Raw genomic sequence first — 23,912 nt, 5'->3', positions numbered from 1 at the left:
CCGCCCCTTGAGAGTGTCTAGAATTTTCTTATATTCTGCCGGTCTTTCTTAACCCGGACAGGAACCGCCTATGGCCCTCGATACCGAGACCCCGCTGAACTCGCTTGGCTTTGCCAAACCACCCTCGGAAACGCGGGTTGTCGTGGCCATGTCCGGCGGTGTGGACAGCTCTGTTGTGGCGGCCCATCTCGCTGATCAAGGCTATGATGTCGTAGGTGTTACTCTGCAGCTTTACGATCACGGTGCGGCGTTGGCCAAGAAAGGCGCGTGCTGTGCGGGGATCGACATCCACGATGCGCGTCGCGTGGCGGAAGAACGCGGGTTCCCTCACTACGTCTTGGACTATGAAAATATCTTCAAGGACGCTGTAATCGACGAATTCGCCGACAGCTATCTTGCCGGCGCGACTCCGGTGCCCTGCATCCGTTGCAATGAACGGGTGAAGTTCAAGGACTTGCTTGAGACCGCCAAGGACCTTGAGGCCGACTGCATGGCCACGGGCCACTATATTCAGCGCAAGATGGGCCCCAAAGGCGCCGAGCTTCATAGCGCTGAGGATGCAAATCGCGATCAGTCCTATTTCCTATTTTCGACCACACCAGAACAGTTGGATTTCCTGCGTTTCCCGCTAGGCCACCTGCCCTCCAAAGACGCCACGCGCGAGATGGCGGCACAATATGGGCTGGCCGTTGCGGACAAGCCGGATAGTCAGGACATCTGTTTTGTGCCCAACGGAAACTATGCCAGCGTGATCGAAAAACTGCGCCCCGGAGCCGCAGAACCTGGTGAGATCGTACACGCCGATGGCCGCGTTCTGGCGCAGCATAACGGGGTGATTCACTATACGATCGGTCAGCGTCGTGGGCTCGGTATCGGTGGTCTCAGCGAACCTTTGTATGTGGTCAAGCTGGATGTGGACAAGAAACAGGTTGTTGTCGGCCCCAAAGAGATGTTGGCCACAAGAACCGTTCCCGTGCGCGAGATCAATTGGCTGGGTGACGAACCGTTCACGTCAAAGAACGAATGGCATGTTTCGGTCAAAGTCCGCTCGACCCGCCCGCCGCGTGAGGCGATTATTCGCCCCCTTTCGGACACAACAGCCGAGGTTGAATTGCTGACGCCCGAGGAAGGTATCTCTCCGGGTCAGGCTTGTGTGTTCTACGAAACCAATGGCAGCCGTATCTTTGGCGGCGGCTGGATCTGGCGCGGTTACTAAATCGCGTCAGTCCACGAGTTGCTGAGGATATAGATCCCGGCACAAATCATCACGTAAGGCACCAGTTTCTCAAGCCGACGTGCGAAACCGCCGGTCATGATTGGGGATTGTGCACCCCAAAGCCCCAGCATGGTCAGCGTCAGCGCTGCTGCCACCGCGCCGGTGACACCCGCAATCCGATAGCTGGGGGCTGAGTCGGCCAATAGCGGCGCAAGCACAGCGAACGTGTCCATCGACAGACTTATGAACAGCAGCATGGTGACGAATGTCGAAGCACCCGTGGATATTTGAGGGGCCTCCTCGGTCTCCGATCCGCGGAACTGACGGATAACTCCGATCAGCCCGAGGCCAAGTGGTATCACGCCCAGATATCCAGCCCAATTTGGCACCACATCATCGACACCCAAGGCCAACAATAAGGCGGCAGCGATGATTAACATCTGCGCCAGCAGGAACCCCGCAACGGTCCGGCGCGGACCAGACACCATCATCAACGCTACAAGAGCTGCAAGGTTGTCGAGATTGGTCAAAACCTGCGCCATGAAGGCCGAAGCAGCGAAGATCGTGTGATCCAGCATCACGATTTCATTCTGTCCAAAACGGCCCTTGCCGCACGCCGACCCGGTGCTTCGCCACCGCGACCAAGACGCTCCATCGTCGTCGCCATGGCTTGATGTTGGGCGTCGGGGGTGGCGGCCACCTGTTCCAACGCCGAAGCGATCTTGTCCGGTTGGCATTCATCCAGCAGACATTCGGGTACTGCGTGTGTCTCCGAGACCAGATTGACCAGTGTGACGGTGTCCAGCTTAACCATTCGTTTTGCGATCAGCGTGGTCAGCCAGTTGAGGTTATAGGCGATCACCATCGGTGTTGCCTGCGCGGCCAGTTCCAATGAGACCGTGCCGGATGCAGCCAATGCAAGATCAGCTGCGGCAAACGCTGCCCGTTTCTGCGCTTGCGCGTCGTCCGAGGGCAATTCCCGCGGATCGACAACTATCGGATTCCCCGGCCAGTTCCGAACCTGTTCGGCGACCGCATCAACCATATGTGCAACTGCGGGCACGACCACGCGCATATCGGGACGGTCTTTCAGAAATTCCTGTAAAGCAGCGCCAAAGATCGGAGCCAGCCGTTCGACCTCACCCCGTCGAGAGCCGGGCAAAGCCAGCACGATGGGCGCGTCGCCTAGATCGTGAGCCGCGCGGAACCGCTGGATATCCTGATCGGACGCAATGGGTTCGTTCACAACCGGATGGCCGACAAAGTCACACTCCATCCCTGCCCGCTCCATATACGGCGGTTCGAAGGGTAATAGCGCAAGGACGTGATCGATTACTTTCGCCATCTTGTCTGCGCGCCCCGGCCTCCAGGCCCAAACGCTGGGGGCAACGTAGTGGACAGTGCGAATCTCGCTGGAGGCCTTTACCAGCTTAGCCACACGCAACGAGAAATCCGGGCTGTCGATGGTGATCAATACATCCGGCTGCGTGTCCAGAACTGCCTGAGCAGTCTCAGCGATACGGCGTTTCAGGTGAAAGTACTTGGGCAGAACCTCGACCAACCCCATGATGCTGAGTTCAGACATGGGAAATCGGCTGGTTAGCCCCTGCGCCTGCATCAGCGGCCCGCCAATCCCATCAAATCGCACTTCTGGCAAAAGGGTACGCAAACCTTCCATCAACGCGGCCCCCAATCGGTCGCCCGAAGGTTCACCGGCGACCAGAAAGACGCGCATCAGACCGTGCGCTCGCGGACATAAAGAAACAGGCCAAGGCGATTGCACTCTTCGATTACGCGGTCGCGTTGCAAAACGATGACGCCGCCCTTTTCAATGACAATGCCAGACAGGCCCGCAGCAACGGCCCCCGACACAGTGTCGGGTCCGATGGCAGGCATATCAGCGCGGCGATCCTGATCTGGCTTTGGGCCTTTGTACAGAATGCCACCGCCCGCGTCGGGGCGCTGTGTCAAGGATTGCAGCATCCATGCGGTGCCATAGATGCCTTCGATCGCCAGTGCTTGGGATTTCAGTACTACACAAGCCTGACCGATATCCGCCGCCCCCATGCTGCGCAGAATTCCTGCCGCTCGGTCCGCGTCTGCGTGATCCGCTTCAGAAGGCTGGGTTTCGGTCAACGTACCAAGAGGCGGCAGCAAATCCGGCGCGATTTCATGCGCCGCACGAACCGTCAGGTCTGCATCCTCAAAAATACCAATGACCGCGCGCAATGCGCCATCGTCACCGGCCATAATGGCCTTTTGCAGGATCGGCACCAGAGGCATCGTGGCCGCATCAATGCGGGCGGGATTGACGGTCGGACGACGCACTGCCCCTGCCATGCAAATCTCGGTCACGCCGCGCGCTTTGAGATCAGCGATGAAACTGCCGAGTTGCTCAAGCGGAAAAACCACATCGGTGTTCAGCGTATCAGGCTCAAACCCTTCCAGCGCACAGATCAGCGGACGGTTTGGCAGACAGGCGACCACCTCGTCCGGTAAAACCCCAGTTCCTGCGATCAAGGCCAGCATTGGCTTACTTCCTTGGGGTCAGGAATGAACGATCCGTTTGCCCCGTCACAAACTCGACGATCTGGCGCACGTATTCGTTGTCTGCTTCCTCACTTAGTCGGTTGGCGCGATCCATGAAGGTGCCGTCTCCTTCTGACAGTTCCTTGAAGGCCGCGCGCAATGCCGAGATATCCTCACGCGTTACACCACGCCGTTTCAAACCGACCAGATTCAAGCCATCCAGCTCGCCCCGAGGCGCCTGAACAAGCCCATATGGGATCACATCATTCGGGACCATCGTAAGCGCGCCAATGATGGCACCGCGACCTACGCGCACGAACTGATGCAAGCCCGAAATACCACCAACGATGACGTCATCCTCGATAATACAGTGACCAGCCGCGCCAGCGTGATTCACCAGAATGACCCGGTTGCCGATTTGTACATCATGCGCCACGTGGACACCGGCCATCAGTAAGCAGTCATCGCCAATCCGGGTGATACCACCGCCGCCATCCGTGCCGGTGTTGATGGTCACATGCTCGCGAATGCGATTGCGTTCACCGATTTCAAGGCGTGTGTTCTCACCACCGAATTTCTTATCTTGTGGGATTTCACCGACTACTGCGAAGCTAAAAATCACTGTGTCATCACCAATTGACGTATCGCCGGTGACTACGACATGGGATTTCAATTCGACCCGATCGCCCAGACGGACCTGCGGACCGATATGGCAGAATGGACCAATCGTACAACCCTGCCCGATCTGCGCACCGTCTTCGATAATGGCGCTGGGATGAATACCGCTCATGTTGTTTTTTCCATGTCCCAGTCGACATAGGCCGAAAATTCAGCTTCGGCAGCAACCTCGCCCTCGACTGTCGCGCGGCCGCTGAACTTGAAGATCTTGCCACCTTTCTTACCGCGTACAGTTTCGACATGCATTTCGAGAACATCGCCTGGTACGACCTTGCGGCGGAATTTGCATTTGTCGATATTCATGAAATAGATCAGCAACTCGCTGTCGATGACATCCATGCCGACACCCAGCATAACTCCTGCAGTCTGCGCCATCGCCTCGACAATGGTCACGCCAGGCATGATCGGAGTTCCGGGGAAATGGCCCTGAAAGTGCGGCTCGTTCATGGTGACATTCTTGATGCCCACCGCTGATTGATAGCCATCGATATCCACAACCTTGTCGACCAGCAAAAACGGATAGCGATGCGGCAATATACGCTGAATCAGCTGAATGTCGGCGCTCTTGGTTTCCGTGGTCATGGTGCGGATGTCCTGTTCTGGATGTCTCTTTCAAGCGTGGTTAGCAATACCCGTACCCAAGGGCAAGCCAGCCTATTCGTTGTTATTGTTTTCAAGTGTAGCGCCGTCGCCGATTGCGGCATCGATCCTGGCGATCGCAGCGTTGGTAATATCTGAGGCGTCCGTGCTTAGAACCACATTGGACCGCTCGATCACAATCGAGGCGCCAAATTCGCGCAGCAATTCGATCAGCACCGGTTGCGCCATTTCAAAAAACTGACCGCGCGCCTCTTCGCCGCGCCGCGCTAATGCGTCCAGTTTGGCGCGCTGGCCGTCACGGTGTGATTGAACTTTCTCGTCAAAAGCTTCGGCAAGCGGGCGAAACTCGTCCGCCGAAAGATCTGACCTCTTTTCGGTCAGATCTTTTTCTTCCTTGCTCAACTGCGCCACAATCCTTTCGTTTTCTTCGGCCAAAAGGGTGCTTTCGGCTTCAATCTCGCGAAAGACCCGCTGCCCAAAGGCGGAATCTGCAAACAAACGCTCACTGGAGATTGTCAGAACGTCTGTTTGCGGCACGCCCAATTGCTGCGCACCCAGCGGCATTGCTACAGCTACAAGTACCAAAACGCACAGGGCCCTTAGCGGGCCCTGCAGGATGTTCTTAACTTCGGTGATCATTCGCGATCAGAACCTGGCTTGAACGGTCAGGTCAAAGCTTTGCTCTTTATCGAAGTCCTCTTTCTTGAGGGCCTGCGAGAAGTTGAAGCGAAGCGGACCAAACGGTGTTTCCCACAGTACGGATACCCCTACAACATGCCGGATCGAACCGCTTTCACCAACAATATCAGCGCCAGCGGTGTTGACGTTGTTGAGATTGTAGAGGTTGCCAACATCATAGAAGACGCCGCCACGCAGCCCCAGTTCTTCGGGCAGCCCCAGCGGGAAGTCCGATTCGAAACGAGCAACCCAGTAGTAGTTGCCGCCGATGGCATCGTCCTGCCCGTTCGAAAGGTCACGCGGCCCGATACCAGCAGGCTCAAACCCGCGGAATGTGCTAGGACCTAGAACAAACCGGTCGAGCGTGCGGCTGAAATCGTCCCCGGTCCAGTTCAGTGCACCCAATTCAAGCGTCGCGCGCAATACGACTTCTTCGTTGAGGACGCGTTTTTGGGCTATCGCCCGTGCCGTGGTTTTGAAGAATTCATTGTCCCCGCCAAGACCAGCAGCATCCACGCCGACTTCGAACAGGACGCCCGCTGTGGGGTTCAGGCCACCAATACGGCTATCGTATACGTAGGACACACCCAGAGAACTGCTGGTTCGTTTCCCCTGATCGATCTCTGATGAGATGACAGCGCCGTTCCGCTCATTGCTCTGCTGGGTCATTTCGCTGCGATCCCAACCATAGCGAAGACGCAGCGCCGACAATTCACCGATCGCGTAGCTCAGCTGTGGGCGGAAGAACACTGTTTTTGTGTCGTAGCTGGCAAAGCTCGAATTGGTGCTGGCCAGACCAAGCCCAAGATCAAAGCGTAGCTTACGGCCCAGCAGATAAGGCTCGGTAAAGTTGATAACGTACTGTTCAGAATCCTGAGCTGTCGACAACGTGATACCCAGGTTTTGCCCGCGGCCGAGGAAGTTCGATTCATTCAATCCGATTGCGATCCCGAAACCGTCCGAGACCGAGTAGCTACCACCCAGGCTCAACGAACCGGTTGGTTGTTCTTCGACATCCACGTCCACGATAACCTGGCTTGGCGACGATCCCTCGCGGGTTTCCACATCAGCGACCGAGAAGAAACCCAAGGCGCGAATACGTTCGGCGCTCTGGCGGATTTCGCGGGGATTGAAGGGGTCGCCTTCAACGGTATCGAATTGACGGCGGATCACACGGTCTAGCGTGGTTGTGTTCCCCTCGATATCGATGCGTTCCACAAAGATACGCGGGCCACGGGTCAGCACGAACTGGACATCCAATGTCAGATCGCGGGGATTACGCGTTACCCGGGGCTCGACCCGCAGAAAATCAACGCCGTTTTTCAGCCCCAGACGCTCCATCCGCGCGATCGAGTTCTCAAGCACCGTCGGAGAGTAAATTACACCTGGTTTGACTTTCAGAGCCGCCTGATAAGGCGCCGGGTCCACACCCGGGATCTCACTGACGGTCGTAATCTGACCGAACGAGAACCGCTGTCCTTCTGTGACGTTCATAACCAGAAAGAATGCATCCCGTTCACGGGTGAATTCGACATTGGCACTATTGACGCGAAAATCGATATAACCGCGTGACAGGTAGAAATCTCGGATCACCTGTTTGTCGAATTCGATTCTGTCGGCAATGAAGGTGTCGCCGCGAAGGAAGGTCCGCAGAATGTTCGCCTGCTTTGTTTCAAGCACGCGGCGCAGGCGACGGTCCGAAAACGCGCGGTTTCCTACAAAACTGACGCGCTCGACCTCGATTGTCGTTCCTTCGGCGACTTCGAACACCAGATCGACACGGTTATCGCTGCGACGTATGATACGCGGGATAACCGTCGCGGATACGCGGCCCTGCGCCGAATATACTTCGGCAATCAGGTCAGCGTCCGCTTCGGCCTGTTGAGGCGTGAATACGCGGCGGGTTTGGGACGATATCGCTTCGAGCAGGAGATCATCTTTTACGCGGCGATTGCCCTCGATGCTAATCTGGTTGATGGTCGGGTATTCCTCGACCGCGATGACCAACGTACTGCCACGCGGTGTAAGTTCGACTGTTTCAAAAACACCACTGTCAAGCAAACGCTGGAAGGCATCATTCAATTGTCCTGCCGTAACAGTCTGCCCCGGTTCGATTCCGGTGCGGGCGATAATCGTCGAAGTCTCGATCCGTCGATTGCCCTCAACCTCGAAGCTGTTGATGGTGTAGGATTGCGCCTGCGCGGGCTGCGTCAGAACCAGTAAACCCGGTGTAGCAAAAAGGAAAAAGAACGTTAGTGCCTGCCACAAAATGTTGCTTTTCCGCCCCCGCGAGCCGCAGTATGTGCCCGTGCGCCTGCTGTCAGTCATTTTTATCACTACCCAGAATTTTCAGCCTTTAGCTGCTGAGTAGCCCGATTGTGAGGCCATGTCAAAAGACGAAAAAGCAAAAACGGCCCATCAGGCCGTTGCACGTAAGTCAGACATGTTCAGGAGAATCACAAACCGAGCAGATAACCACCAACAGCTAGAGCCAGTGCGGTCACGGCAAAGCTAAGCAGCATATCCCAGTTCAACTGGAACAGGACGCTGACACTCTGATAGGATTTTTGAAACGCCTTGGTCATTGAACTCAAGCCTACACTTATCGATGCACCTCAATAAGATAGGCATGAATTGCGGCAATTTTGCGTCGGAACGGTGCCAAGATCGCCTTAATCAGCAGAACAGATCATTACTGACCGAGAAAAGCATCAATGACAGGATCAGCGTGACACCGACCCCCATCAGTACCCTCAGCGCTTTATCACTGGGTGGTCTACCAGACACAGCTTCATAAGCGTAGAACAGCAAATGCCCCCCATCCAAGGCTGGGATCGGGAAAAGGTTCAGCAACCCGACCGCCGTTGACAATACGGCGATGAAGAAGATGAAGTTTTGTGCCCCCTGGCTGGCCATAGCACCCGAGGTTTCGGCAATACCGATCGGCCCGGAAATGTTGCAGGTGCTGATCGCTCCGGTGATCATGTGCCACATTCCCGACAGTGAGCCTTCGATGATGCGCCCGGTTTGGACTACGCCACCTTCGATCGAATCCCAAATGCCCGCTGGAACGGTTTCGGGATCGATCATCATGCCGCCGACGATACCGATGCGCCAATGGGTGATGAAACCACCATCCGACGTCGGCTCGTCGGTGCGTCGGGGCGCAAGTGCAAATTCTAAATCCGCCCCATCGCGCCATACATCCAACAGCAATACGCGCCCGTTCGATCCTTCGACATGTTCCTTAAGCTGCTCGAACGCAAAGATCGGATCACCGTCTACCGCCGTGATTACGTCGCCCTGCTGCAACTGTATGTCCATCGCTGCACTGCGCGGCGTAACCTGTTGGATTAGCGGTGGAAAGAGCCAAGGTGCCACGACATCAGTGGTCTCTCCATCTCGGATAACCGTATAGTCCAGCTCTGGTTCTACAGGCAGCGAATTGATGAAATCGGACCAGTTGCTTGCGTCATCGAAATCCGGTGTTGGAATGCCTGCGATGGCGATAATCTCATCGCCCTCCTGCAGACCCTGAATTGTACCAGGCAACGGCTGCAGTGCGCCAACAGTCAAAGGTTCACGGGAAACACCCTGCGACCAGAAAATCAGGCCAAACACCAATATCGACATCACGAAATTAAAGACCGGCCCTGCCGCAACAGTAGCCGCACGCGCCCAAAGCGGGGCGCCGTGCATGGTGCGGCGCAGCTCTTTCGGGCTTTGTGCAGAGATCTCACTCATCGCGTCTACGTCTTTGCCGGACGCGGCATTGGCATCCCCCAGAAATTTGACATAACCGCCAAATGGCAGCAGCGCGACCTGCCAACGAGTGCCGCGCTTGTCTACGCGGCTCCATAGAACCGGGCCGAAACCGATCGAGAACACTTCGGCATGAATGCCAGACCACCGACCAACGATGTAGTGGCCGTATTCGTGCACCGCGACAATCACGGAAAGCGCAATAACAAAGGCTATTATCGTGTAGAGCAGATTGCCAAATTGCGGGATCAAAGAGAGTATGTCCAAAAGTTCTATCCTGCTCGTTCCAATACGGTTTCATCGACCCACTGACGTGCGAGATGGTCCGTTTGCTGTACATTATCAAGGGTCAATGGTGCATCAATCAGGCTGTCTGAGGCCTCAAAGCGCTCCAACACGGCCGACACCGTGTCTGCCATATCCAAAAAACGTATCCGGTTTTCTATAAAGTGGTCCAATGCGCGCTCTTTGGCGGCGTTGAAGATCGCACCGGACAAGCCGCCGCGCTGCATCACTTCGCGGGCAAGACGCAAAGCCGGGTAACGCGCTTCATCCGGTGCATGAAATCGCAACTGACCCAGTTGCGCGAGATCCAGACGCGCAACAGGTAAATCGCGCCGTTCGGGCCAATGCAGCGCGTACCCGATGGCATGGCGCATATCCGGAGCCCCCAGATGTGCCATCAAGGCGCCGTCCTGAAATCCGACCAGTGCGTGAACGATGGATTCGGGGTGCACGAGGACTTCGATATTCGATGGGTTAACGCCAAAATATTCTTTGGTTTCTATAACTTCCAATGCCTTGTTGAACATAGATGCGCTGTCGATCGTAATCCGCTGTCCCATGTTCCAGTTCGGATGACTCGATGCCTGTTCAACAGTTGCTTTGGCCAGATCGCCAAGCGGCCAATCCCGGAACGCTCCACCGCTTGCGGTGATAATGATCCGTTCGACGCTTGTCATATCCTCGCCCACAAGCGCCTGAAAAACTGCCGAATGTTCGCTATCCACGGGTAATAGCGTGGCGCCATGCGCCCGAGCCGTTTCCAGAACCAGCGGCCCGGCACAAACCAGCGTTTCCTTGTTGGCAAGCGCGAGTGTCGCCCCTTGTTTCAACGCTTCGATCCCCGGAGCCAGTCCTGCGGAACCGACAATCGCCGACATCACCCAATCCGCCGGTCGCGCCCCGGCCTCGATCAGAGCGGCCTGCCCCGCAGCCGCTCGCACTCCGCTGCCGGCCAATGCGTTACGCAGATCATCGAGTTTGTCATCAAACGCAGTCACCGCCACGTCTGCATCCAGGCGCACTGCATCGCGTGCAAGCTGCGCGACGTTGCATCCACCGGTCAACGCGACCACGTCATAGGCATTCGGATTTCTTGCGATCAGATCAATCGTATTCTGGCCAATGGAACCAGTCGCACCAAATATGGATACCCTTCGCATCACATACCTCCGGGCGCGTAAAACAGCCCTGCGAGCAACACAAAGACTGACGCGCCCATCATCCCATCGAACCGATCCAGAAACCCGCCATGACCGGGTATAAGGTTTGAGCTGTCCTTAACGCCAAAGCCACGTTTTGTCGCGCTTTCAACAATATCACCGATCTGGCTGGCCATAGAGGCAAGAACCGAGACAACGATAAAAGCAATGCCGAAACCGGCATAGTGCGCAAAAACTGTTCCGACCAGCGCGGCGGCAACCCAGCCTCCAACCGTACCGGACCATGTCTTCTTGGGGCTAACTCTGGGCCAGAACTTAGGTCCGCCAAGCGTTTTGCCCACAAAATACCCGGCGACATCCGTGGCCACGACCACAAGGATCAGCCAAACCATCCATCCAAATCCCAGGTTTTCTCGGATCGATATGAATCCCAGCCCCGACATCGCTATCCAAAGGGCAAACAGGACGTATATCCCGCGCGCACGGTTGATCTGTCCTGCTCCTACCAAAGCCGGGGCCACCAAACATGGAAGCTTGTATAGCGGTGGTAGATGATAGCTTAGGACCACGGCGAACCCGGTCAGTATCGCCAGCTGAATCGCGACACCCCGACGTTCTGGGTCGATCATCCGGATCAGTTCCCATATCATCAGACCGCAGACGGTGCCGATAAATATCTCAAACCACAGGCCGCCTAGCCAAACTTCGACTGCCGCAATAGTCACAAGAACCGAAGCCGACAAAACCCGGGCAGTCAGATCAGACCATCGGCCATCACTCATGCCGGGACCGCTCCAAACCGCCGTTCACGCGATCCATAGTTGCGGCACAGCCGTTCCAGTTCTGCAGCGGTGAAATCAGGCCACAGAGTATCGATGAATTCGTACTCGGAATAGGCAGACTGCCACAGCAGGAAATTCGAAATCCGCGCTTCACCACTGGTACGGATCACCAAATCGGGGTCTGGCAGAACGCGCGTGTCCAGATATTTGGGCAGAGTTTCCTCGTCCACGTCCTCGGGGCGCAGAATGCCATCGGCAACGTCACGTGCCAAACGTCTGGTCGCGCGCGCCACCTCGTCACGACCGCCATAGTTCAAGGCAACGGTTAGATGAACCAGGTCATTGTTCTGTGTTTCGCGTTCAAGCGTATCCATCAGCTCGGTCAACTTGGCATCCAGCCGAACTCTATCCCCAATGAAACGGACCCGAATGCCGTTATCTTTCAAGGTCTTGGTCTCTTTGACGATGTAACGGCGAAACAAGCTCATCAGGCCTGCAACTTCGACCTGAGTGCGTTTCCAGTTTTCAGTCGAAAACGCAAATACTGTCAGATACTTGATCCCTAAACCTGGGCAGGCCTCGACCACCTCACGGACGCGGCGCGCACCTGCATGATGGCCAAACAATCGAGGCCGCCCGCGCGACTGTGCCCAGCGACCGTTGCCGTCCATGATGATAGCAACGTGGCGCGGCCCTGCAATCGGAGAGGTATCGGGATCCTTTGGCATATCCGAGGCTCAGACCTGCATGATCTCGGCTTGTTTGGTCTCGAGCGCATCATCGACGGATTTGATCATGGTATCCGTCAGCTCCTGAACCTCGGTTTCCCAGAATTTCTGATCGTCCTCGGACATGCCGTCTGCCTTGGCCTTTTTGATCTGGTCCATGCCATCACGGCGCACATTCCTGATCGAAACCCGTGCGCTTTCTGCATATTGACCCGCGACCTTGCCGAGCTCGCGACGGCGTTCTTCGTTCAGTTCGGGAATCGGCAGCATGATGATGGTACCATTCAGTTGCGGGTTAATACCCAAACCGCTTTCCCGAATGGCCTTTTCAACTTTGCCGACGAGGCCCTTGTCCCAAACATTCACGGTTACCATGCGCGGTTCAGGGACGTTCACGGTACCAACCTGATTGATCGGAGTCATCGCGCCGTAAGCATCGACCATGACGGGCTCAAGCATTGAAGCCGATGCACGACCGGTCCGCAGCGAAGCGAATTCGGTTCTGAGGTTGGCCATGGCACCGTCCATGCGGCGTTTCAGATCATCGGTATCGAGTTCGAAATCATCAGACATGCTGCTCACTCCCCGTCTTCAGGTGATGTTCGGATGGGTCTTAAGCCATCACAAATGGGATGTATAGCAATCATGGTCACGAAATGTGGCAATGGCCAGAACTGTTTCCGGCATTTCGGCCTCATTCCCGACAATTGGGTCGGCCGGATGCATGCTCCGGCCGAACCGTTGTCTGTTTTGTCTATCAAGCGTTCACGTTGACCACGACGCGCCCTTTTACCTGACCTTGCAGAATGTCCGCTCCCAACTGGGGCAGATCAGAAAGGGTTGCTGCATGGACCATCGCCTCAAGCTTATCCATGGGCAAATCGGTCGCGATACGCTTCCAGGCTCGGACCCGGTTGTCGTATGGCTGCATCACGCTGTCGATGCCCAACAGATTAACACCGCGCAGCAGGAATGGGATCACGGTTGCGGGCAGCGCCGCACCACCGGCAAGGCCAACCGCAGCTACCGAGGCCCCATACTTCATCTGCCCCAGCACGCGGGCAAGCATCGCTCCGCCCACCGCATCAACACATCCGGACCAAGTTTCACTTTCCAGCGGACGCTTGGTGGTCTCGTTCAACTCGTCACGCGGGACAATTGTGGTTGCACCCAGTGATTTCAGGTATTCTTCGGTTTCAGGACGCCCGGTCACAGCTGCAACCTCATAGCCCAGATGGGCCAAAATGGCCGTCGCGACCGAGCCGACACCTCCTGCGGCACCTGTGACCAACACCGGGCCATGACCCGGCTGCAAACCTTGATCCTCCAGCGCCATGACGGCCAGCATAGCGGTGAACCCGGCAGTGCCAACTGCCATCGCCTGCCGTGTATCCAACCCATCCGGCAACGGCACCAGCCAATCTGCCCGCGCGTTTGCTTTTTGTGAATAGCCGCCCCAATGCGCTTCACCTACGCGCCAGCCCGTCAGCACGACCTTGTCGCCAGGTTTGTAGCGTGCATCCGAGGACTGCTCGATCGTGCCCGCATAATCGATGCCCGGAATATGAGGATAGCTACGCACCAGACCACCGCCTTTGGGCGACATGCACAGGCCGTCCTTGTAGTTCACCGTTGAATATTCAACGGCGATCGTCACTTCTCCATCCGGCAGCGTATCCAGAGAAATCTGCTTCACCGAAGCGCTTGCGAGGCCACTTTCTTCATCTTTTTCAACGACAAGTGCATTAAACATGAACTTACTCCTTCTATTGCCTCAATCGGCTGTGTTCCTGAAACAAGGGCTTAGCGCCAGAATTTTTCCTGCACTTCGGCCCATCGCATTCCATGTTCGGTCATCAATTCAATCCGCGTACCTGGCGCCCAATGGGACCGGTCGACCATTCCAATGGCTACATTCACTCCAAACTCGGGTGAATACGCAGCCGAAGCCACCTGCCCGACCTGCCGGCCCCCGGCCATCAGCGGCCAAGATTCGGTGCACGGTCCGATCTCACCTTCAATGACAAGCGGACGGATCTGCCGGGGCGGACCGTTTTTCGCCTGATCCGCCAAAGCGGCTTTGCCGATGTAATCCAGCGGAGAATTGCAGAACCGTGCTAGCCCGCATTCATAGGGCGTATTCTCGCGCCGCATGTCCGACCCGAAACTCAACAGACCGCTTTCAACACGCTCAATCCCGTTTGGGCAACCTGCCCGCACGTTCAGGTCTCGGCCATTAGAAAACAGCGTGTCCCATAGTGGCATGCCATAATCCGTCCCTTCGACGTATATCTCGAACCCGCCTTGTTTCGACCAGCCTGACCGGGCGACGACGAATGATGTATCTTCAAACGCCAACCGTTTATATCGAAAGAACTTTATATCCCTGACTTCATCACCAAAGACGCGCGTCATCAGCTCGTCCGCCTTGGGGCCTTGTACCGCCAAGGGCGACACATCCGGCTCAGAAATATCGACATCCAGCCCCAGCGCAATCACGATTCCCAGAGCAAACTGCCAAAGGTCACCATCGGCAACCGACAACCAATAGTGATCATCCGCCAGTTTGATCGCAACAGGATCATTCAGCATGCCGCCATTGTGATCTACTATCGGCACATAATAGCACTGGTTCGCCTGCATTTTGTCCATATCGCGCGGGCTGAGCATCTTCATCAGCCGCAACGCATCCGGGCCTTTGATCTGTACCTGCCGCTCACACGAGACATCCCAGACCTGAACATGCTGTTTCAGATGCGCCGCATCAGCCTCGACGCTTTCAAAAGCCGTCGCAAGCAGCATGTGATTATAAACGGTATACCCTGTGACGCCTTCGGCCTCGACGCCCGGAGTGAATGGGGTTTTGCGCACGCGCCGGTTCGGTGAGATGACTGCCATGTCAGAAATCCTCTGGCAGAAAGACAAGATCGCTGACAGGTGCCTGCGAACCAGCCTCGGTTAGCATTTGGTGCAATTGTCCGCGATGATGTGTCTGATGATTGAACATATGAATGACGCATTGCCCGTAAGGCTTTGTTACGTCGTTCTCTTTTGCAGCCGAGTACCACGTGAACGAACCGCTCAGGACATCATCCCCCAACGTATTGGCCCATCTGGCAATACGGGCGTCAATCGTATCGCGCAGCGGCAGCCAGTCGGCCATGCCAGTGCAGATCGAGACACTCTCAGGAATGCCACCACCTGGCCCCGGTCCCTTGTCAAACCGGGAAATCCAGATCCAATCCCCCCAAAGCAGATGATTGGCAGTTCCCATGATCGACCCGAAAAAAGCGCCGCGATCCCGTGCCAATTCTTCGTCTGAAAGAGCTTTGAGAAAGCTCTTTAACTGGTTGTTTTGCCAGTGGTTATATCGCGCCATTTCACGGGCATAGGCACCGGTTATCATTACTTAGGCCCGTGCCAGTCAATCGGGCAGATCTCGGCTGACTTGCCGCCGAAGTCCCATACGCGACCATAGTCGCGCACCTTGGATTTCGTACCTTTTGCTACAATGATGTCCGGCCCCATCCAGTATTTCGAATTTGAAACCATCACTGGGTGCTCTGGGTCTTTGCCCGCAAGCATTTCGATCTCACCCTGAATCTTGCGCCCTATCATGATCCGGCGTTTGGTGCCGTCCCTTTCGATCTGAACCGGTGCACGTTCAGCCCCTATGATCTCGCTGACCAACATAGTGAACAGCCCGGTTGTGCCACCTGCCTGACCGCTGAATATCTGCAACAGTCCATTGTAAGCCTTGCCGCTAGCACGTTCATCCACATAAGCCGCGACCTTCCACTGGCCTTCGCCCATGCGTCCGGGGATATCGACCAACAGGCCTACATTCAGTCCGGACAAATCTTCGCCTTCGTAATGGCCTTCGTCGATCGCGATACCCATCCACGCGTGGCAATGCCCTTCGGTCGGAGGGTGTGCACCCAGCGAAACCACGCATGGGCAGAATACGTCGCACGAACAATTCAGGATCAGTTCACCCTTAACCGCCCAATCGGTCGGGCTCATCTCACGCCGCTTGGGATTTGGCATCCGGCTGTCAATTCTTTGACTGACCGGCAGCTTGTCTGCATCCGGTTTTCTATTTTTAGCCATCGACTTATCCTCCGTAAACAATGTGATGAGCGAGCAGTGCAAAACCACCCGCAATCAAGACGAATCCCATAGGACGGGTCACGGCGTGCCCGATCTGGGGAAGTTTTTCCAATACCATGAACAGGGTCGCCAGCCCCATCCAGAGCAGGCTCATGACGCCGCCGACAAAGCCCAACGCCATGAAGCCCCAGCAGCAACCGACACAGAACGCACCCAGTCCGACGCCCATGCGTACACCGCCGCCGAATCCGGTTTTCCAGTGGCCCAGAAAATACGTCATCGGTGCATGGCAAACACCGTGGCAGACTTCTTTCACCCGAGAAAACTGAAAGGCACCCACGGCGATCAACAGGCCGGCGGCCAGATATGGCGATTTAGCGATTCCCAACATATCAACCGCGCCGCCAAACAGCAGCGCCAATTGCAGGCCAGTGATCAGCGCAGCGAAGCCCACCCAAACTATGAAGTATCCGGATAGAACGCCCAGCCACCCTGCCCGCGTACCGTTCGCGCTGCGGATCAGATCATCATAACTGCGCAACGTGGGCACCAAAGTCGGCAGCATCATGGCCGCCATCATGATCGCCCACATCCAGAAAAGTGGGCCGAACTCGGCCATGGGCATATACATGTCCATACGCGGATCCATGGCCGCCATCGCCTGACCCATCGGTCCGGGTCGACCGATCCAGTCCACGTCCATATCGCGGCTCATTGAGACCATCATCCACCACGACCAAATGATCGTGATGTAGAAGCCCAACCAAAGCGCGCTGCGGAAAATTGAGCGACTCACTTGCTCCTCCCGACTCAACTCTCTTGCTTTTCAAATGTCAGACTTTTAAATGTCAGACAAATAAAAATTACGCATCGCCGAAAACAACCATGAAAATCGACCCTCAGAGTACTGCAGATCTATCCGCTCAAATTGCTCAGGCGATCCGCGACGCCATTATCTCGGGTCGGCTGATCGTCGATGAGCGTCTGCCATCAGAATCTGAGTTGGCCGATCAGTTCAAAGTATCACGGCCTACGGTTCGCGAAGCATTGAAACGTCTGGCAGCGCAGTCCCTTATCCGCACGCAACGCGGGGCATCGGGTGGTGCGTTTGTGAACCGGCTGAGTTTTGAGGACGCCTATTCCCAACAAGTCACAACCTCGACACTGCTGCTGTCGATGAACGCAGTCAGTTTCGACACCGCATGCGAAGCGCGTTATGCGCTCGAACGTGCATGCGCTGCTTTGTCGGCACAACGTCGTACCGCGGATCAACTCGCCACCATGCGGGCCGAGATTTTTCGTCAGGCGCAACCAGGTCTCACAGATGAGGCTTTCTGCGCGTCCGACGTCGCCTTTCATCGCGCGCTTGTGGATGGCGCGGGCAACCCCGTTCTGTCCTACCAATTGGCCGGTGCGGTCGAGGCTATGCAACCTCTGATGAACATGATTACGTTCACGGCCCGATCCCGCGAAGAGATCATCGCCCTCCACAGTGACATCACAGACGCACTAGAAGCGCGTGATGCCGGCTCGGTCGATGCAGCATTGATCAAACTTGAGGCCTACACACGGCAACTGGCGCAGGACGTGGCCGAAAGACGACGCAAACCCGCCTGACCACAGGCAAAAAGGAACGAAGGACGGCGAGGTGCCCGAGCAGGCAGCATGACATCCGGCGTTAAGACCGGAACTTCCAACATGAATTGAAGATCAATGACTTACGGGAGGACGTTATGAACCAAAGACCGGACCCAACCTTTTACCCATCAGCCAAACTGGCGATGGAGGGCCCCACTGAAACGCTTGCATTCACGTTGATGCTAAGCCCTGATTTTTCCCAACCAGACGGTTTGGCCGTCGTGAACGTGGATCCGACTTCGGATGATTACGGAAAAATTGTTCATCAGGTGATCATGCCAGAAAAAGGCGATGAGTTTCACCATTTCGGGTGGAACGCTTGTTCCTCTGCGCTGTCACCGCTTAGTGGCCATGCGTTTCTGGAACGCCGCTACCTCATTGTTCCTGGCATACGATCCAGCCGGATCTACATTATCGACGTCAAGAACCCGCTTGAGGCCAAGATACACAAGATCATCGAACCCGAAGAAGTTTTTGCAAAAACTGGATATTCCCGCCCGCACACGATCCATTGCGGACCGGAGGGGATCTACGTGAGCACGCTTGGAGGCGGTGGCGAAGACGGCACGGACGGCCCTCCGGGCATTTTCATCATGGATTGCGAGAGCTTCGAGATCATCGGGCGCTACGAGATCGAGCGAGGTATCCAAGACAAACACTACGATTTCTGGTGGAACCTGCCACGCGACTATATGGTCAGTTCGGAATGGGGACTGCCTCCGCAATTCGAAAACGGCATCGTGGCCGAGGATCTGCTTTCGAACAAATACGGGCACAGCATCCATTTCTGGAACCTACGCAGCCGGACCAATATTCAGACCATCGATCTGGGTGAAAATCACCAGATGGCCTTGGAAATCCGGCCCGCTCACGATCCGGTCAAACAATATGGGTTCTGTGGTGTGGTGGTTGACACGACCAACCTGCAGGGCGCGATCTTTACTTGGTGGCGTAATGATGATGGCACCTTCGAGGCCAAGAAGACCATCACGATCGATCCGCAGCCCGCTGATCCTGATGACTTGCCTGAATTGCTGAAAGGCTTCTCTGCCGTTCCGCCACTGGTCACGGATATCGATCTCAGCTTGGACGATAAATACCTTTATGTGGCCTGTTGGGGCACGGGTGAGATGCATCAATACGATGTCTCTGATCCGATGAACCCGACCCTTGCGGGCAAAGTCGAGATCGGGGGGATCGTCAAGAAAACAAAACATCCCAACGGGCAAGACTTTGGTTACGGACCGCAGATGGTTGAAATCAGCCGCGACGGAAAGCGGGTATATTGGACCAATTCGCTTTATTCCACTTGGGATGATCAGTTCTATCCCGGTGAACGCGGGGCTGCGATGGTCAAGGCGGATGTTGGCGAAAACGGAGGCCTGACATTGGATCCGAAGTTCTGGGTCGACTTCCCCGACGGATATCGGGCCCACCAAATCCGGCTTGAGGGTGGAGACTGTTCTACCGATAGTTTCTGCTACCCATCGGTCTGAGTTGGAAACTCTGATGACATCAACGGCTGGTCTCTGGCTGGCCGTTGTGCTTAGCGGCGCATATCATGGCCTGAATCCCGGAATGGGCTGGCCGCTTGCGGTATCTTCGGCGCTGATGGAACAACGGCCATCAGCTTTGTGGCGTGCATTGACCGCCCTGGCTGGTGGTCATTTCGTCGCCATGCTGGGGGTCCTACTGCCATTTGCTATGATGGCAGTTCTGGTTGAATATCAACGCGAAATTCGTATCGGCGCTGCGCTGATTGTGATCACAATGGGTGTTTACATCGCGATAACACGCCGGCATCCTCGGATGTTGTCGCGCGTACCGCCAAGCAAATTGGCACTTTGGTCGTTCCTCGTTGCGCTGGCACACGGCGCGGCGTTGATGTTGGTTCCGATTTATCTTGGATTGTGTGGATCAGACGAGCTGGAAACGGGCCAGATCGCAGTCTCTCAGATCATGGCGAGCAATGGCCTGCTCGTACTGACGGTCGCTGCACTTCACACAGCCGCCATGATCCTTGGCGGAGGCATTCTGGCCTTCGCCGTCTATCGCTGGCTGGGCCTTCAATTTCTGTCACGCAGTTGGTTCAATCTGGAACTTGTCTGGGCTCTCAGCCTGATCGCGGTCGGAGTTATAGGCTTGTGGTCAGCGATTTAGATGCTTTTCTTTACATAGTGCTGCGCTAGACTCTGCGGGCAGAGCAAAAAGGGAAAAAAGTCCATGATCACAGCCCTTAACGTGATTGCCGCCTTGCTGACCATCGGCTTTGGTTTGTTCGGATTTCTGGCCCCGGCCTACACAGCCAACGCGCTGGACCTAGCCCCCACCAAAAGCACCATGGGATTTAGTGAGATGCGAGCCTCGGTTGGCGGGTTGTTCGTGGTGACAGGTGCCGTGGTTCTCTGGCTCAACACACCGATGGCATATGCCATGCTGGGCGTTGTCTATGCAGGGGCGGCGTTGGGCCGGTTTGTGTCTTTGGCGCTGGATAATCCCCCGTTCGTCAAGGCGCTGACTTTTGGTGGAATCGAGCTTGTTCTGGCCCTTTGGCTTATTCTCGCCAACATGAACAGAGCTGCTTAACTTATTGAATTTGATATAAGTCAACCTTAGCATTCCGGGTTTGCATCCGACCACGTCCTAACCTATATATGAGGGGTCCTTCGGGACTATGGACATAAACGCGCTCGTAATAAGCGGATCGGACCCGGGGGCGGTACCCGGCGGCTCCACCAACATCCTTCGTTTGAGGATCATGGGGCCGAAATAGGATCGACGAACGTCTAAAGGGGTTAGCTTTGTCTCGGCTGTCTGCCACCGTTACCGGCGAAACTAGTACAATTGCAAACGACAATCGTGCTCCGGTTGCAGTTGCTGCGTAAGCAGTAGCAAGACCGAAACTTAAGCCCTTGCGCCTAGCCGCGTAAGGCGGGGTTCGCAGGTACCTGGCAACAGAAACCTGCATTTTACCGATTATGTCTGCTCCATGCCCATAACTCACCTGGGATTCAGGGTTTATTCATTTCTCTGATCCATCTTCCTGAACAAGCGACAGGAGGGCTGAGATGACGAATTCTGACAGGCTTAGGGCGTGGTATTCAGAGGTCTGGGAACAAGGCAATACCGATGCAATCGATCAGTTTTTTGCCCCGGATACGATGGCCGAAGGGTTGATACCCGAAATGCAGGTTGGCGCGGACGACTTTCGCGATCTGGTCATGGCGTTTCGTCATGTTCTGGGCGAGATCACAGTCGAACTGCCGAAGATCATCGAAAATGGTGATTGGGTCTCGGGTATTCTGCATGTCCGCACCTTCCGGGCCGATAACGGTGCCCCGCTTGAAGTTACCGGACAAGTCATGGCGCGCTTCAAAGGGGACAAGATGGTCGAGGCCTATAATCAGTTTGATTTCATTACACTTTTTGAACAACTGGGGCAGTTCCCACAGGATACCCTTCCGGTTTGCATGACCGGGCAAAGGTTGGACTGGGCCTGATAAACTTGACCGCAAGCTTGACCCATCCCGCGTTTGCGCGCTAGCAGAGGATCAAGGGGTAAGCTTGCGAACACCCCGTGAGGCGGCAGCCCAAGTTCGCATGTATCCAAAGCAACAAGGAAACATGCAATGGCTGCCCCCAATGCAATTACACCCCGTCAACTCTTGCGTCTGATCGGTACGCCGCAGTCGCCTGTGCTTGTCGACGTGCGTACAGACGCCGATTTCCACGACGACCCCAGACTTATCCCGGCTGCGGTTCGCCATCCCTATGACAATATCGATGGCATCCAACAACTGATCGGAGACAGGCCTTGTGTCGTGATTTGTCAGAAGGGCAAAAAAATAAGTCAGGGCGTCGTTTCATGGCTGCAGGCTGACGGGATTCAGGCCGAGTATCTGGAAGGTGGAACGTTCGCCTGGCGTGATACTCCGGGGGCGCAATTCGTGCCGGTCTCGGCCCTGCCCGCGCTTGTAAACGGCAGCACGCTTTGGGTCACCCGGCACCGCCCCAAAATCGACCGTATCGCCTGCCCGTGGTTGATCCGAAGGTTTGTCGATACACATGCGCGGTTTCTCTTTGTCGCTCCAACCGAAATACAAGGTGTTGCCGAACGCTTTGACGCTACACCCTTTGATGTTGAAGGCACTGATTGGAGCCATCGCGGCGACAAATGCACCTTTGACATGATGCTGGAAGCGTTCAACCTGCGCTCTGAACCCCTGAACCGCATGGCCACGATCATACGTGCAGCCGATACAAACAAGCACGATCTGGCGCCTGAGGCTGCCGGATTGCTCGCCCTTTCGGTCGGCTTGTCGCGCCAGTATCGGGATGACCAGCAGCAATTGCAGGCTGGATTGCATATCTATGATGCTCTTTATCGCTGGGCGCGCGATGGGTCTGGCGAGACGCATGACTGGCCCGCGGGTCACGGCAGATGACCCTTTCATATCAAGAGTTGATCAGGGTGTTTGGGCGCATCGGGCTGCTGTCCTTCGGCGGCCCCGCCGCCCAAATTTCACTGATGCATCAGGAGCTGGTCGAAAAGCGCCCTTGGTTGGACGAACAGACCTATCTGCGCGCGCTTTCCTTATGCATGCTGTTGCCGGGCCCTGAAGCCATGCAGCTTGCCACTTATGCAGGATGGCGGCTGCGCGGAGTGGCCGGGGGGTTAATCGCAGGCAGTTTGTTTGTACTGCCGGGTGCTCTGGTGATCGCGCTGCTGGTATTGCTTTATGCGGCCTATGGTACATTGCCTTTGGTTCAAGCCGGATTCTTGGGCATCAAGGCCACGGTGATCATCATCGTCCTGCAAGCATTACGGAACCTATCGAAGAAAGCACTTACAGACATTGAACACCGGGCAATCGCAGGCCTCGCCTTTTTGGGGATCTTTGTCTTCAACCTGCCCTTCCCGCTAATCATCCTGTGCGCTGCCGTTTGGGGATTCGTGACTTCGAAAGACGACAAGCCCGTTGCCGTTCAAGCCAGCCCAACACTTGCCAATCCTGTTCGCACAGCGGTTTTCTGGCTTATCCTTTGGCTGGGGCCGTTGTTTGTGCTGTCTTTGAGCGGTCAGGAACTGCTCAGCGATCTGGGCTGGTTCTTTGCCCGCCTTGCGGTTGTAACTTTTGGCGGTGCCTATGCGGTGCTGGCCTATATGACCCAGACCGTGGTCGAAACCTACCAATGGATCAGCACGGACCAGATGATCGACGCGCTAGGTCTGGCCGAAACCACGCCTGGGCCACTGATTCTGGTGACTCAGTTTGTGGCCATGCTTAGCGGTCAGATTGCCGGAGGCGCCTCGCTGGCGTTTGCGGCGGGCATTGTCGCTTTATGGGCGACGTTTGTACCGTGTTTTCTGTGGATTTTTCTTGCAGCCCCGCATCTGGATAGAATCGCCGAGCGTCCGCGTCTTGGGGCCGCGATGCACGGAATCACAGCTGCGGTCGTCGGAGTGATTCTCAACCTCTCCGTGTGGTTCGGGCTAAACGTCTTGTTCACCTCAATTCCGGGGTGGCATTGGGGACCAGTTTCTCTCCCCCTACCCGACCTTTCGTCGCTTGAATTCAGCGCACTTGTGCTGACCGTTCTGGCTGGCCTGTTGATTTTCCGTATGAAATCCGGTTTAGCAACCACACTTGGTATCATGTTTCTGGCCGGACTAGGCATGCAGATTTTGTAATCAAAGCAGCCCAGCACAGCCTTTCGTTTCCGTCCGAATGAACTATGCTGGGAT

The 23,912-nt window shown here is 55.9% G+C and carries 26 protein-coding genes and 1 other RNA gene; 9 read left to right on the top strand and 18 right to left on the bottom strand.

What is annotated here, in order from left to right; all coding sequences use genetic code 11:
• Positions 1-70: 70 nt before the first annotated feature.
• On the top strand, positions 71-1,216 hold the full coding sequence (gene mnmA, locus ACR0EN_RS02235; RefSeq protein ID WP_170817753.1) for a tRNA 2-thiouridine(34) synthase MnmA: 1,146 nt from the start codon (positions 71-73) through the stop codon (positions 1,214-1,216).
• On the opposite strand, the gene ACR0EN_RS02230 is transcribed toward mnmA, so the two are convergent.
• The 18 genes from ACR0EN_RS02230 to ACR0EN_RS02145 form a co-directional block, all read right to left on the bottom strand.
• The gene (locus ACR0EN_RS02230; RefSeq protein WP_170817752.1) at positions 1,213-1,794 is read right to left on the bottom strand and encodes a cadmium resistance transporter; all 582 of its coding nucleotides are present in this window, start codon (positions 1,792-1,794) and stop codon (positions 1,213-1,215) included. The two genes, mnmA and ACR0EN_RS02230, sit on opposite strands and share 4 nt — an antisense overlap.
• Positions 1,794-2,951, bottom strand: coding sequence for a lipid-A-disaccharide synthase (gene lpxB / locus ACR0EN_RS02225; RefSeq protein WP_480585007.1), 1,158 nt, complete (start codon positions 2,949-2,951; stop codon positions 1,794-1,796). Before lpxB ends, ACR0EN_RS02230 begins: the two co-directional genes overlap by 1 nt.
• The gene (locus ACR0EN_RS02220) at positions 2,951-3,745 is read right to left on the bottom strand and encodes an LpxI family protein (protein ID WP_480585004.1); all 795 of its coding nucleotides are present in this window, start codon (positions 3,743-3,745) and stop codon (positions 2,951-2,953) included. Before ACR0EN_RS02220 ends, lpxB begins: the two co-directional genes overlap by 1 nt.
• Before the next feature lie 4 nt (positions 3,746-3,749).
• Complete coding sequence (gene lpxA, locus ACR0EN_RS02215) at positions 3,750-4,535, bottom strand: acyl-ACP--UDP-N-acetylglucosamine O-acyltransferase (RefSeq protein WP_480585001.1); 786 nt, start codon at positions 4,533-4,535, stop codon at positions 3,750-3,752.
• A complete protein-coding gene (fabZ, locus tag ACR0EN_RS02210) occupies positions 4,532-5,005 on the bottom strand; it encodes a 3-hydroxyacyl-ACP dehydratase FabZ (protein ID WP_170393131.1) in 474 nt (157 codons plus the stop codon). Before fabZ ends, lpxA begins: the two co-directional genes overlap by 4 nt.
• A 72-nt stretch (positions 5,006-5,077) precedes the next feature.
• Positions 5,078-5,662 carry an OmpH family outer membrane protein gene (locus ACR0EN_RS02205; RefSeq protein ID WP_170393132.1) on the bottom strand — a complete coding sequence of 195 codons (585 nt, stop codon included), beginning with the start codon at positions 5,660-5,662 and terminating at the stop codon, positions 5,078-5,080.
• A 6-nt stretch (positions 5,663-5,668) separates the two neighbouring features.
• On the bottom strand, positions 5,669-8,029 hold the full coding sequence (gene bamA, locus ACR0EN_RS02200; RefSeq protein ID WP_170393133.1) for an outer membrane protein assembly factor BamA: 2,361 nt from the start codon (positions 8,027-8,029) through the stop codon (positions 5,669-5,671).
• A 128-nt stretch (positions 8,030-8,157) separates the two neighbouring features.
• Complete coding sequence (locus ACR0EN_RS02195; protein WP_255612105.1) at positions 8,158-8,286, bottom strand: hypothetical protein; 129 nt, start codon at positions 8,284-8,286, stop codon at positions 8,158-8,160.
• Between the two features lie 91 nt (positions 8,287-8,377).
• Positions 8,378-9,730, bottom strand: coding sequence for an RIP metalloprotease RseP (rseP, locus tag ACR0EN_RS02190; protein WP_170817749.1), 1,353 nt, complete (start codon positions 9,728-9,730; stop codon positions 8,378-8,380).
• Between the two features lie 5 nt (positions 9,731-9,735).
• On the bottom strand, positions 9,736-10,908 hold the full coding sequence (gene dxr, locus ACR0EN_RS02185; RefSeq protein ID WP_480584998.1) for a 1-deoxy-D-xylulose-5-phosphate reductoisomerase: 1,173 nt from the start codon (positions 10,906-10,908) through the stop codon (positions 9,736-9,738).
• Positions 10,908-11,690, bottom strand: a complete 783-nt coding sequence (locus tag ACR0EN_RS02180; RefSeq protein WP_170635686.1) for a phosphatidate cytidylyltransferase — start codon at positions 11,688-11,690, stop codon at positions 10,908-10,910. The genes dxr and ACR0EN_RS02180 overlap by 1 nt, the downstream gene beginning before the upstream one ends.
• The gene (locus tag ACR0EN_RS02175; protein ID WP_170421502.1) at positions 11,687-12,418 is read right to left on the bottom strand and encodes an isoprenyl transferase; all 732 of its coding nucleotides are present in this window, start codon (positions 12,416-12,418) and stop codon (positions 11,687-11,689) included. The genes ACR0EN_RS02180 and ACR0EN_RS02175 overlap by 4 nt, the downstream gene beginning before the upstream one ends.
• 9 nt (positions 12,419-12,427) lie before the next feature.
• Positions 12,428-12,991 (bottom strand): ribosome recycling factor, encoded by a 564-nt coding sequence (gene frr, locus ACR0EN_RS02170; RefSeq protein WP_170393138.1) that lies wholly within the window; start codon positions 12,989-12,991, stop codon positions 12,428-12,430.
• A gap of 184 nt (positions 12,992-13,175) precedes the next feature.
• Positions 13,176-14,171, bottom strand: coding sequence for an acryloyl-CoA reductase (acuI, locus tag ACR0EN_RS02165; protein ID WP_170421499.1), 996 nt, complete (start codon positions 14,169-14,171; stop codon positions 13,176-13,178).
• A gap of 50 nt (positions 14,172-14,221) precedes the next feature.
• A complete protein-coding gene (locus ACR0EN_RS02160) occupies positions 14,222-15,316 on the bottom strand; it encodes a dimethylsulfoniopropionate demethylase (RefSeq protein ID WP_480584996.1) in 1,095 nt (364 codons plus the stop codon).
• 1 nt (position 15,317) lies between these two features.
• Complete coding sequence (locus tag ACR0EN_RS02155; RefSeq protein ID WP_170393141.1) at positions 15,318-15,824, bottom strand: DinB family protein; 507 nt, start codon at positions 15,822-15,824, stop codon at positions 15,318-15,320.
• The gene (locus ACR0EN_RS02150; RefSeq protein WP_170393142.1) at positions 15,824-16,528 is read right to left on the bottom strand and encodes a DUF1326 domain-containing protein; all 705 of its coding nucleotides are present in this window, start codon (positions 16,526-16,528) and stop codon (positions 15,824-15,826) included. The genes ACR0EN_RS02155 and ACR0EN_RS02150 overlap by 1 nt, the downstream gene beginning before the upstream one ends.
• Positions 16,529-16,532: 4 nt before the next feature.
• A complete protein-coding gene (locus ACR0EN_RS02145; protein WP_480584993.1) occupies positions 16,533-17,324 on the bottom strand; it encodes a DUF2182 domain-containing protein in 792 nt (263 codons plus the stop codon).
• Positions 17,325-17,413: 89 nt separating this feature from the next.
• Here ACR0EN_RS02145 and ACR0EN_RS02140 point away from each other — a divergent pair, with 89 nt between their 5' ends.
• The 8 genes from ACR0EN_RS02140 (at position 17,414) to chrA (ending at position 23,858) form a co-directional block, all read left to right on the top strand.
• Positions 17,414-18,145 (top strand): GntR family transcriptional regulator, encoded by a 732-nt coding sequence (locus tag ACR0EN_RS02140; RefSeq protein ID WP_170421487.1) that lies wholly within the window; start codon positions 17,414-17,416, stop codon positions 18,143-18,145.
• Between the two features lie 116 nt (positions 18,146-18,261).
• Positions 18,262-19,662, top strand: a complete 1,401-nt coding sequence (locus ACR0EN_RS02135) for a selenium-binding protein SBP56-related protein (RefSeq protein ID WP_170393145.1) — start codon at positions 18,262-18,264, stop codon at positions 19,660-19,662.
• Between the two features lie 13 nt (positions 19,663-19,675).
• Positions 19,676-20,326 (top strand): hypothetical protein, encoded by a 651-nt coding sequence (locus ACR0EN_RS02130; RefSeq protein ID WP_170421484.1) that lies wholly within the window; start codon positions 19,676-19,678, stop codon positions 20,324-20,326.
• Between the two features lie 63 nt (positions 20,327-20,389).
• Positions 20,390-20,752 (top strand): DUF4345 family protein, encoded by a 363-nt coding sequence (locus ACR0EN_RS02125; protein WP_170465381.1) that lies wholly within the window; start codon positions 20,390-20,392, stop codon positions 20,750-20,752.
• A gap of 36 nt (positions 20,753-20,788) precedes the next feature.
• Positions 20,789-21,135, top strand: a transfer-messenger RNA (tmRNA) gene (gene ssrA, locus ACR0EN_RS02120).
• 99 nt (positions 21,136-21,234) lie between these two features.
• Complete coding sequence (locus ACR0EN_RS02115) at positions 21,235-21,666, top strand: ester cyclase (RefSeq protein ID WP_170393148.1); 432 nt, start codon at positions 21,235-21,237, stop codon at positions 21,664-21,666.
• A 129-nt stretch (positions 21,667-21,795) separates the two neighbouring features.
• A complete protein-coding gene (locus ACR0EN_RS02110; RefSeq protein WP_170817745.1) occupies positions 21,796-22,611 on the top strand; it encodes a sulfurtransferase/chromate resistance protein in 816 nt (271 codons plus the stop codon).
• A complete protein-coding gene (gene chrA / locus ACR0EN_RS02105) occupies positions 22,608-23,858 on the top strand; it encodes a chromate efflux transporter (RefSeq protein WP_480584989.1) in 1,251 nt (416 codons plus the stop codon). The genes ACR0EN_RS02110 and chrA overlap by 4 nt, the downstream gene beginning before the upstream one ends.
• Positions 23,859-23,912: the final 54 nt, after the last annotated feature.

The organism is Ruegeria sp. AB7, from assembly GCF_056542625.1.
Note: the sequence above shows the minus strand (reverse complement) of the source record. Positions and strands in the feature narration are given on the sequence as shown.

Bases quoted from the DNA above. Each gene is read 5' to 3' on its own strand.
- lpxB (WP_480585007.1), bottom strand. From the start codon at position 2,951: ATGCGCGTCTTTCTGGTCGCCGGTGAACCTTCGGGCGACCGATTGGGG.
- lpxA (WP_480585001.1), bottom strand. From the start codon at position 4,535: ATGAGCGGTATTCATCCCAGCGCCATTATCGAAGACGGTGCGCAGATC.
- ACR0EN_RS02110 (WP_170817745.1), top strand. From the start codon at position 21,796: ATGGCTGCCCCCAATGCAATTACACCCCGTCAACTCTTGCGTCTGATC.
- ACR0EN_RS02220 (WP_480585004.1), bottom strand. From the start codon at position 3,745: ATGCTGGCCTTGATCGCAGGAACTGGGGTTTTACCGGACGAGGTGGTC.
- ACR0EN_RS02230 (WP_170817752.1), bottom strand. From the start codon at position 1,794: ATGCTGGATCACACGATCTTCGCTGCTTCGGCCTTCATGGCGCAGGTT.
- ACR0EN_RS02205 (WP_170393132.1), bottom strand. From the start codon at position 5,662: ATGATCACCGAAGTTAAGAACATCCTGCAGGGCCCGCTAAGGGCCCTG.
- fabZ (WP_170393131.1), bottom strand. From the start codon at position 5,005: ATGACCACGGAAACCAAGAGCGCCGACATTCAGCTGATTCAGCGTATA.
- ACR0EN_RS02180 (WP_170635686.1), bottom strand. From the start codon at position 11,690: ATGAGTGATGGCCGATGGTCTGATCTGACTGCCCGGGTTTTGTCGGCT.
- ACR0EN_RS02125 (WP_170465381.1), top strand. From the start codon at position 20,390: ATGATCACAGCCCTTAACGTGATTGCCGCCTTGCTGACCATCGGCTTT.
- ACR0EN_RS02140 (WP_170421487.1), top strand. From the start codon at position 17,414: ATGAAAATCGACCCTCAGAGTACTGCAGATCTATCCGCTCAAATTGCT.
- ACR0EN_RS02115 (WP_170393148.1), top strand. From the start codon at position 21,235: ATGACGAATTCTGACAGGCTTAGGGCGTGGTATTCAGAGGTCTGGGAA.
- frr (WP_170393138.1), bottom strand. From the start codon at position 12,991: ATGTCTGATGATTTCGAACTCGATACCGATGATCTGAAACGCCGCATG.
- ACR0EN_RS02175 (WP_170421502.1), bottom strand. From the start codon at position 12,418: ATGCCAAAGGATCCCGATACCTCTCCGATTGCAGGGCCGCGCCACGTT.
- ACR0EN_RS02155 (WP_170393141.1), bottom strand. From the start codon at position 15,824: ATGATAACCGGTGCCTATGCCCGTGAAATGGCGCGATATAACCACTGG.
- dxr (WP_480584998.1), bottom strand. From the start codon at position 10,908: ATGCGAAGGGTATCCATATTTGGTGCGACTGGTTCCATTGGCCAGAAT.
- ACR0EN_RS02150 (WP_170393142.1), bottom strand. From the start codon at position 16,528: ATGGCTAAAAATAGAAAACCGGATGCAGACAAGCTGCCGGTCAGTCAA.
- ACR0EN_RS02160 (WP_480584996.1), bottom strand. From the start codon at position 15,316: ATGGCAGTCATCTCACCGAACCGGCGCGTGCGCAAAACCCCATTCACT.
- mnmA (WP_170817753.1), top strand. From the start codon at position 71: ATGGCCCTCGATACCGAGACCCCGCTGAACTCGCTTGGCTTTGCCAAA.
- acuI (WP_170421499.1), bottom strand. From the start codon at position 14,171: ATGTTTAATGCACTTGTCGTTGAAAAAGATGAAGAAAGTGGCCTCGCA.
- ACR0EN_RS02195 (WP_255612105.1), bottom strand. From the start codon at position 8,286: ATGACCAAGGCGTTTCAAAAATCCTATCAGAGTGTCAGCGTCCTGTTC.
- chrA (WP_480584989.1), top strand. From the start codon at position 22,608: ATGACCCTTTCATATCAAGAGTTGATCAGGGTGTTTGGGCGCATCGGG.
- bamA (WP_170393133.1), bottom strand. From the start codon at position 8,029: ATGACTGACAGCAGGCGCACGGGCACATACTGCGGCTCGCGGGGGCGG.
- ACR0EN_RS02130 (WP_170421484.1), top strand. From the start codon at position 19,676: ATGACATCAACGGCTGGTCTCTGGCTGGCCGTTGTGCTTAGCGGCGCA.
- ACR0EN_RS02135 (WP_170393145.1), top strand. From the start codon at position 18,262: ATGAACCAAAGACCGGACCCAACCTTTTACCCATCAGCCAAACTGGCG.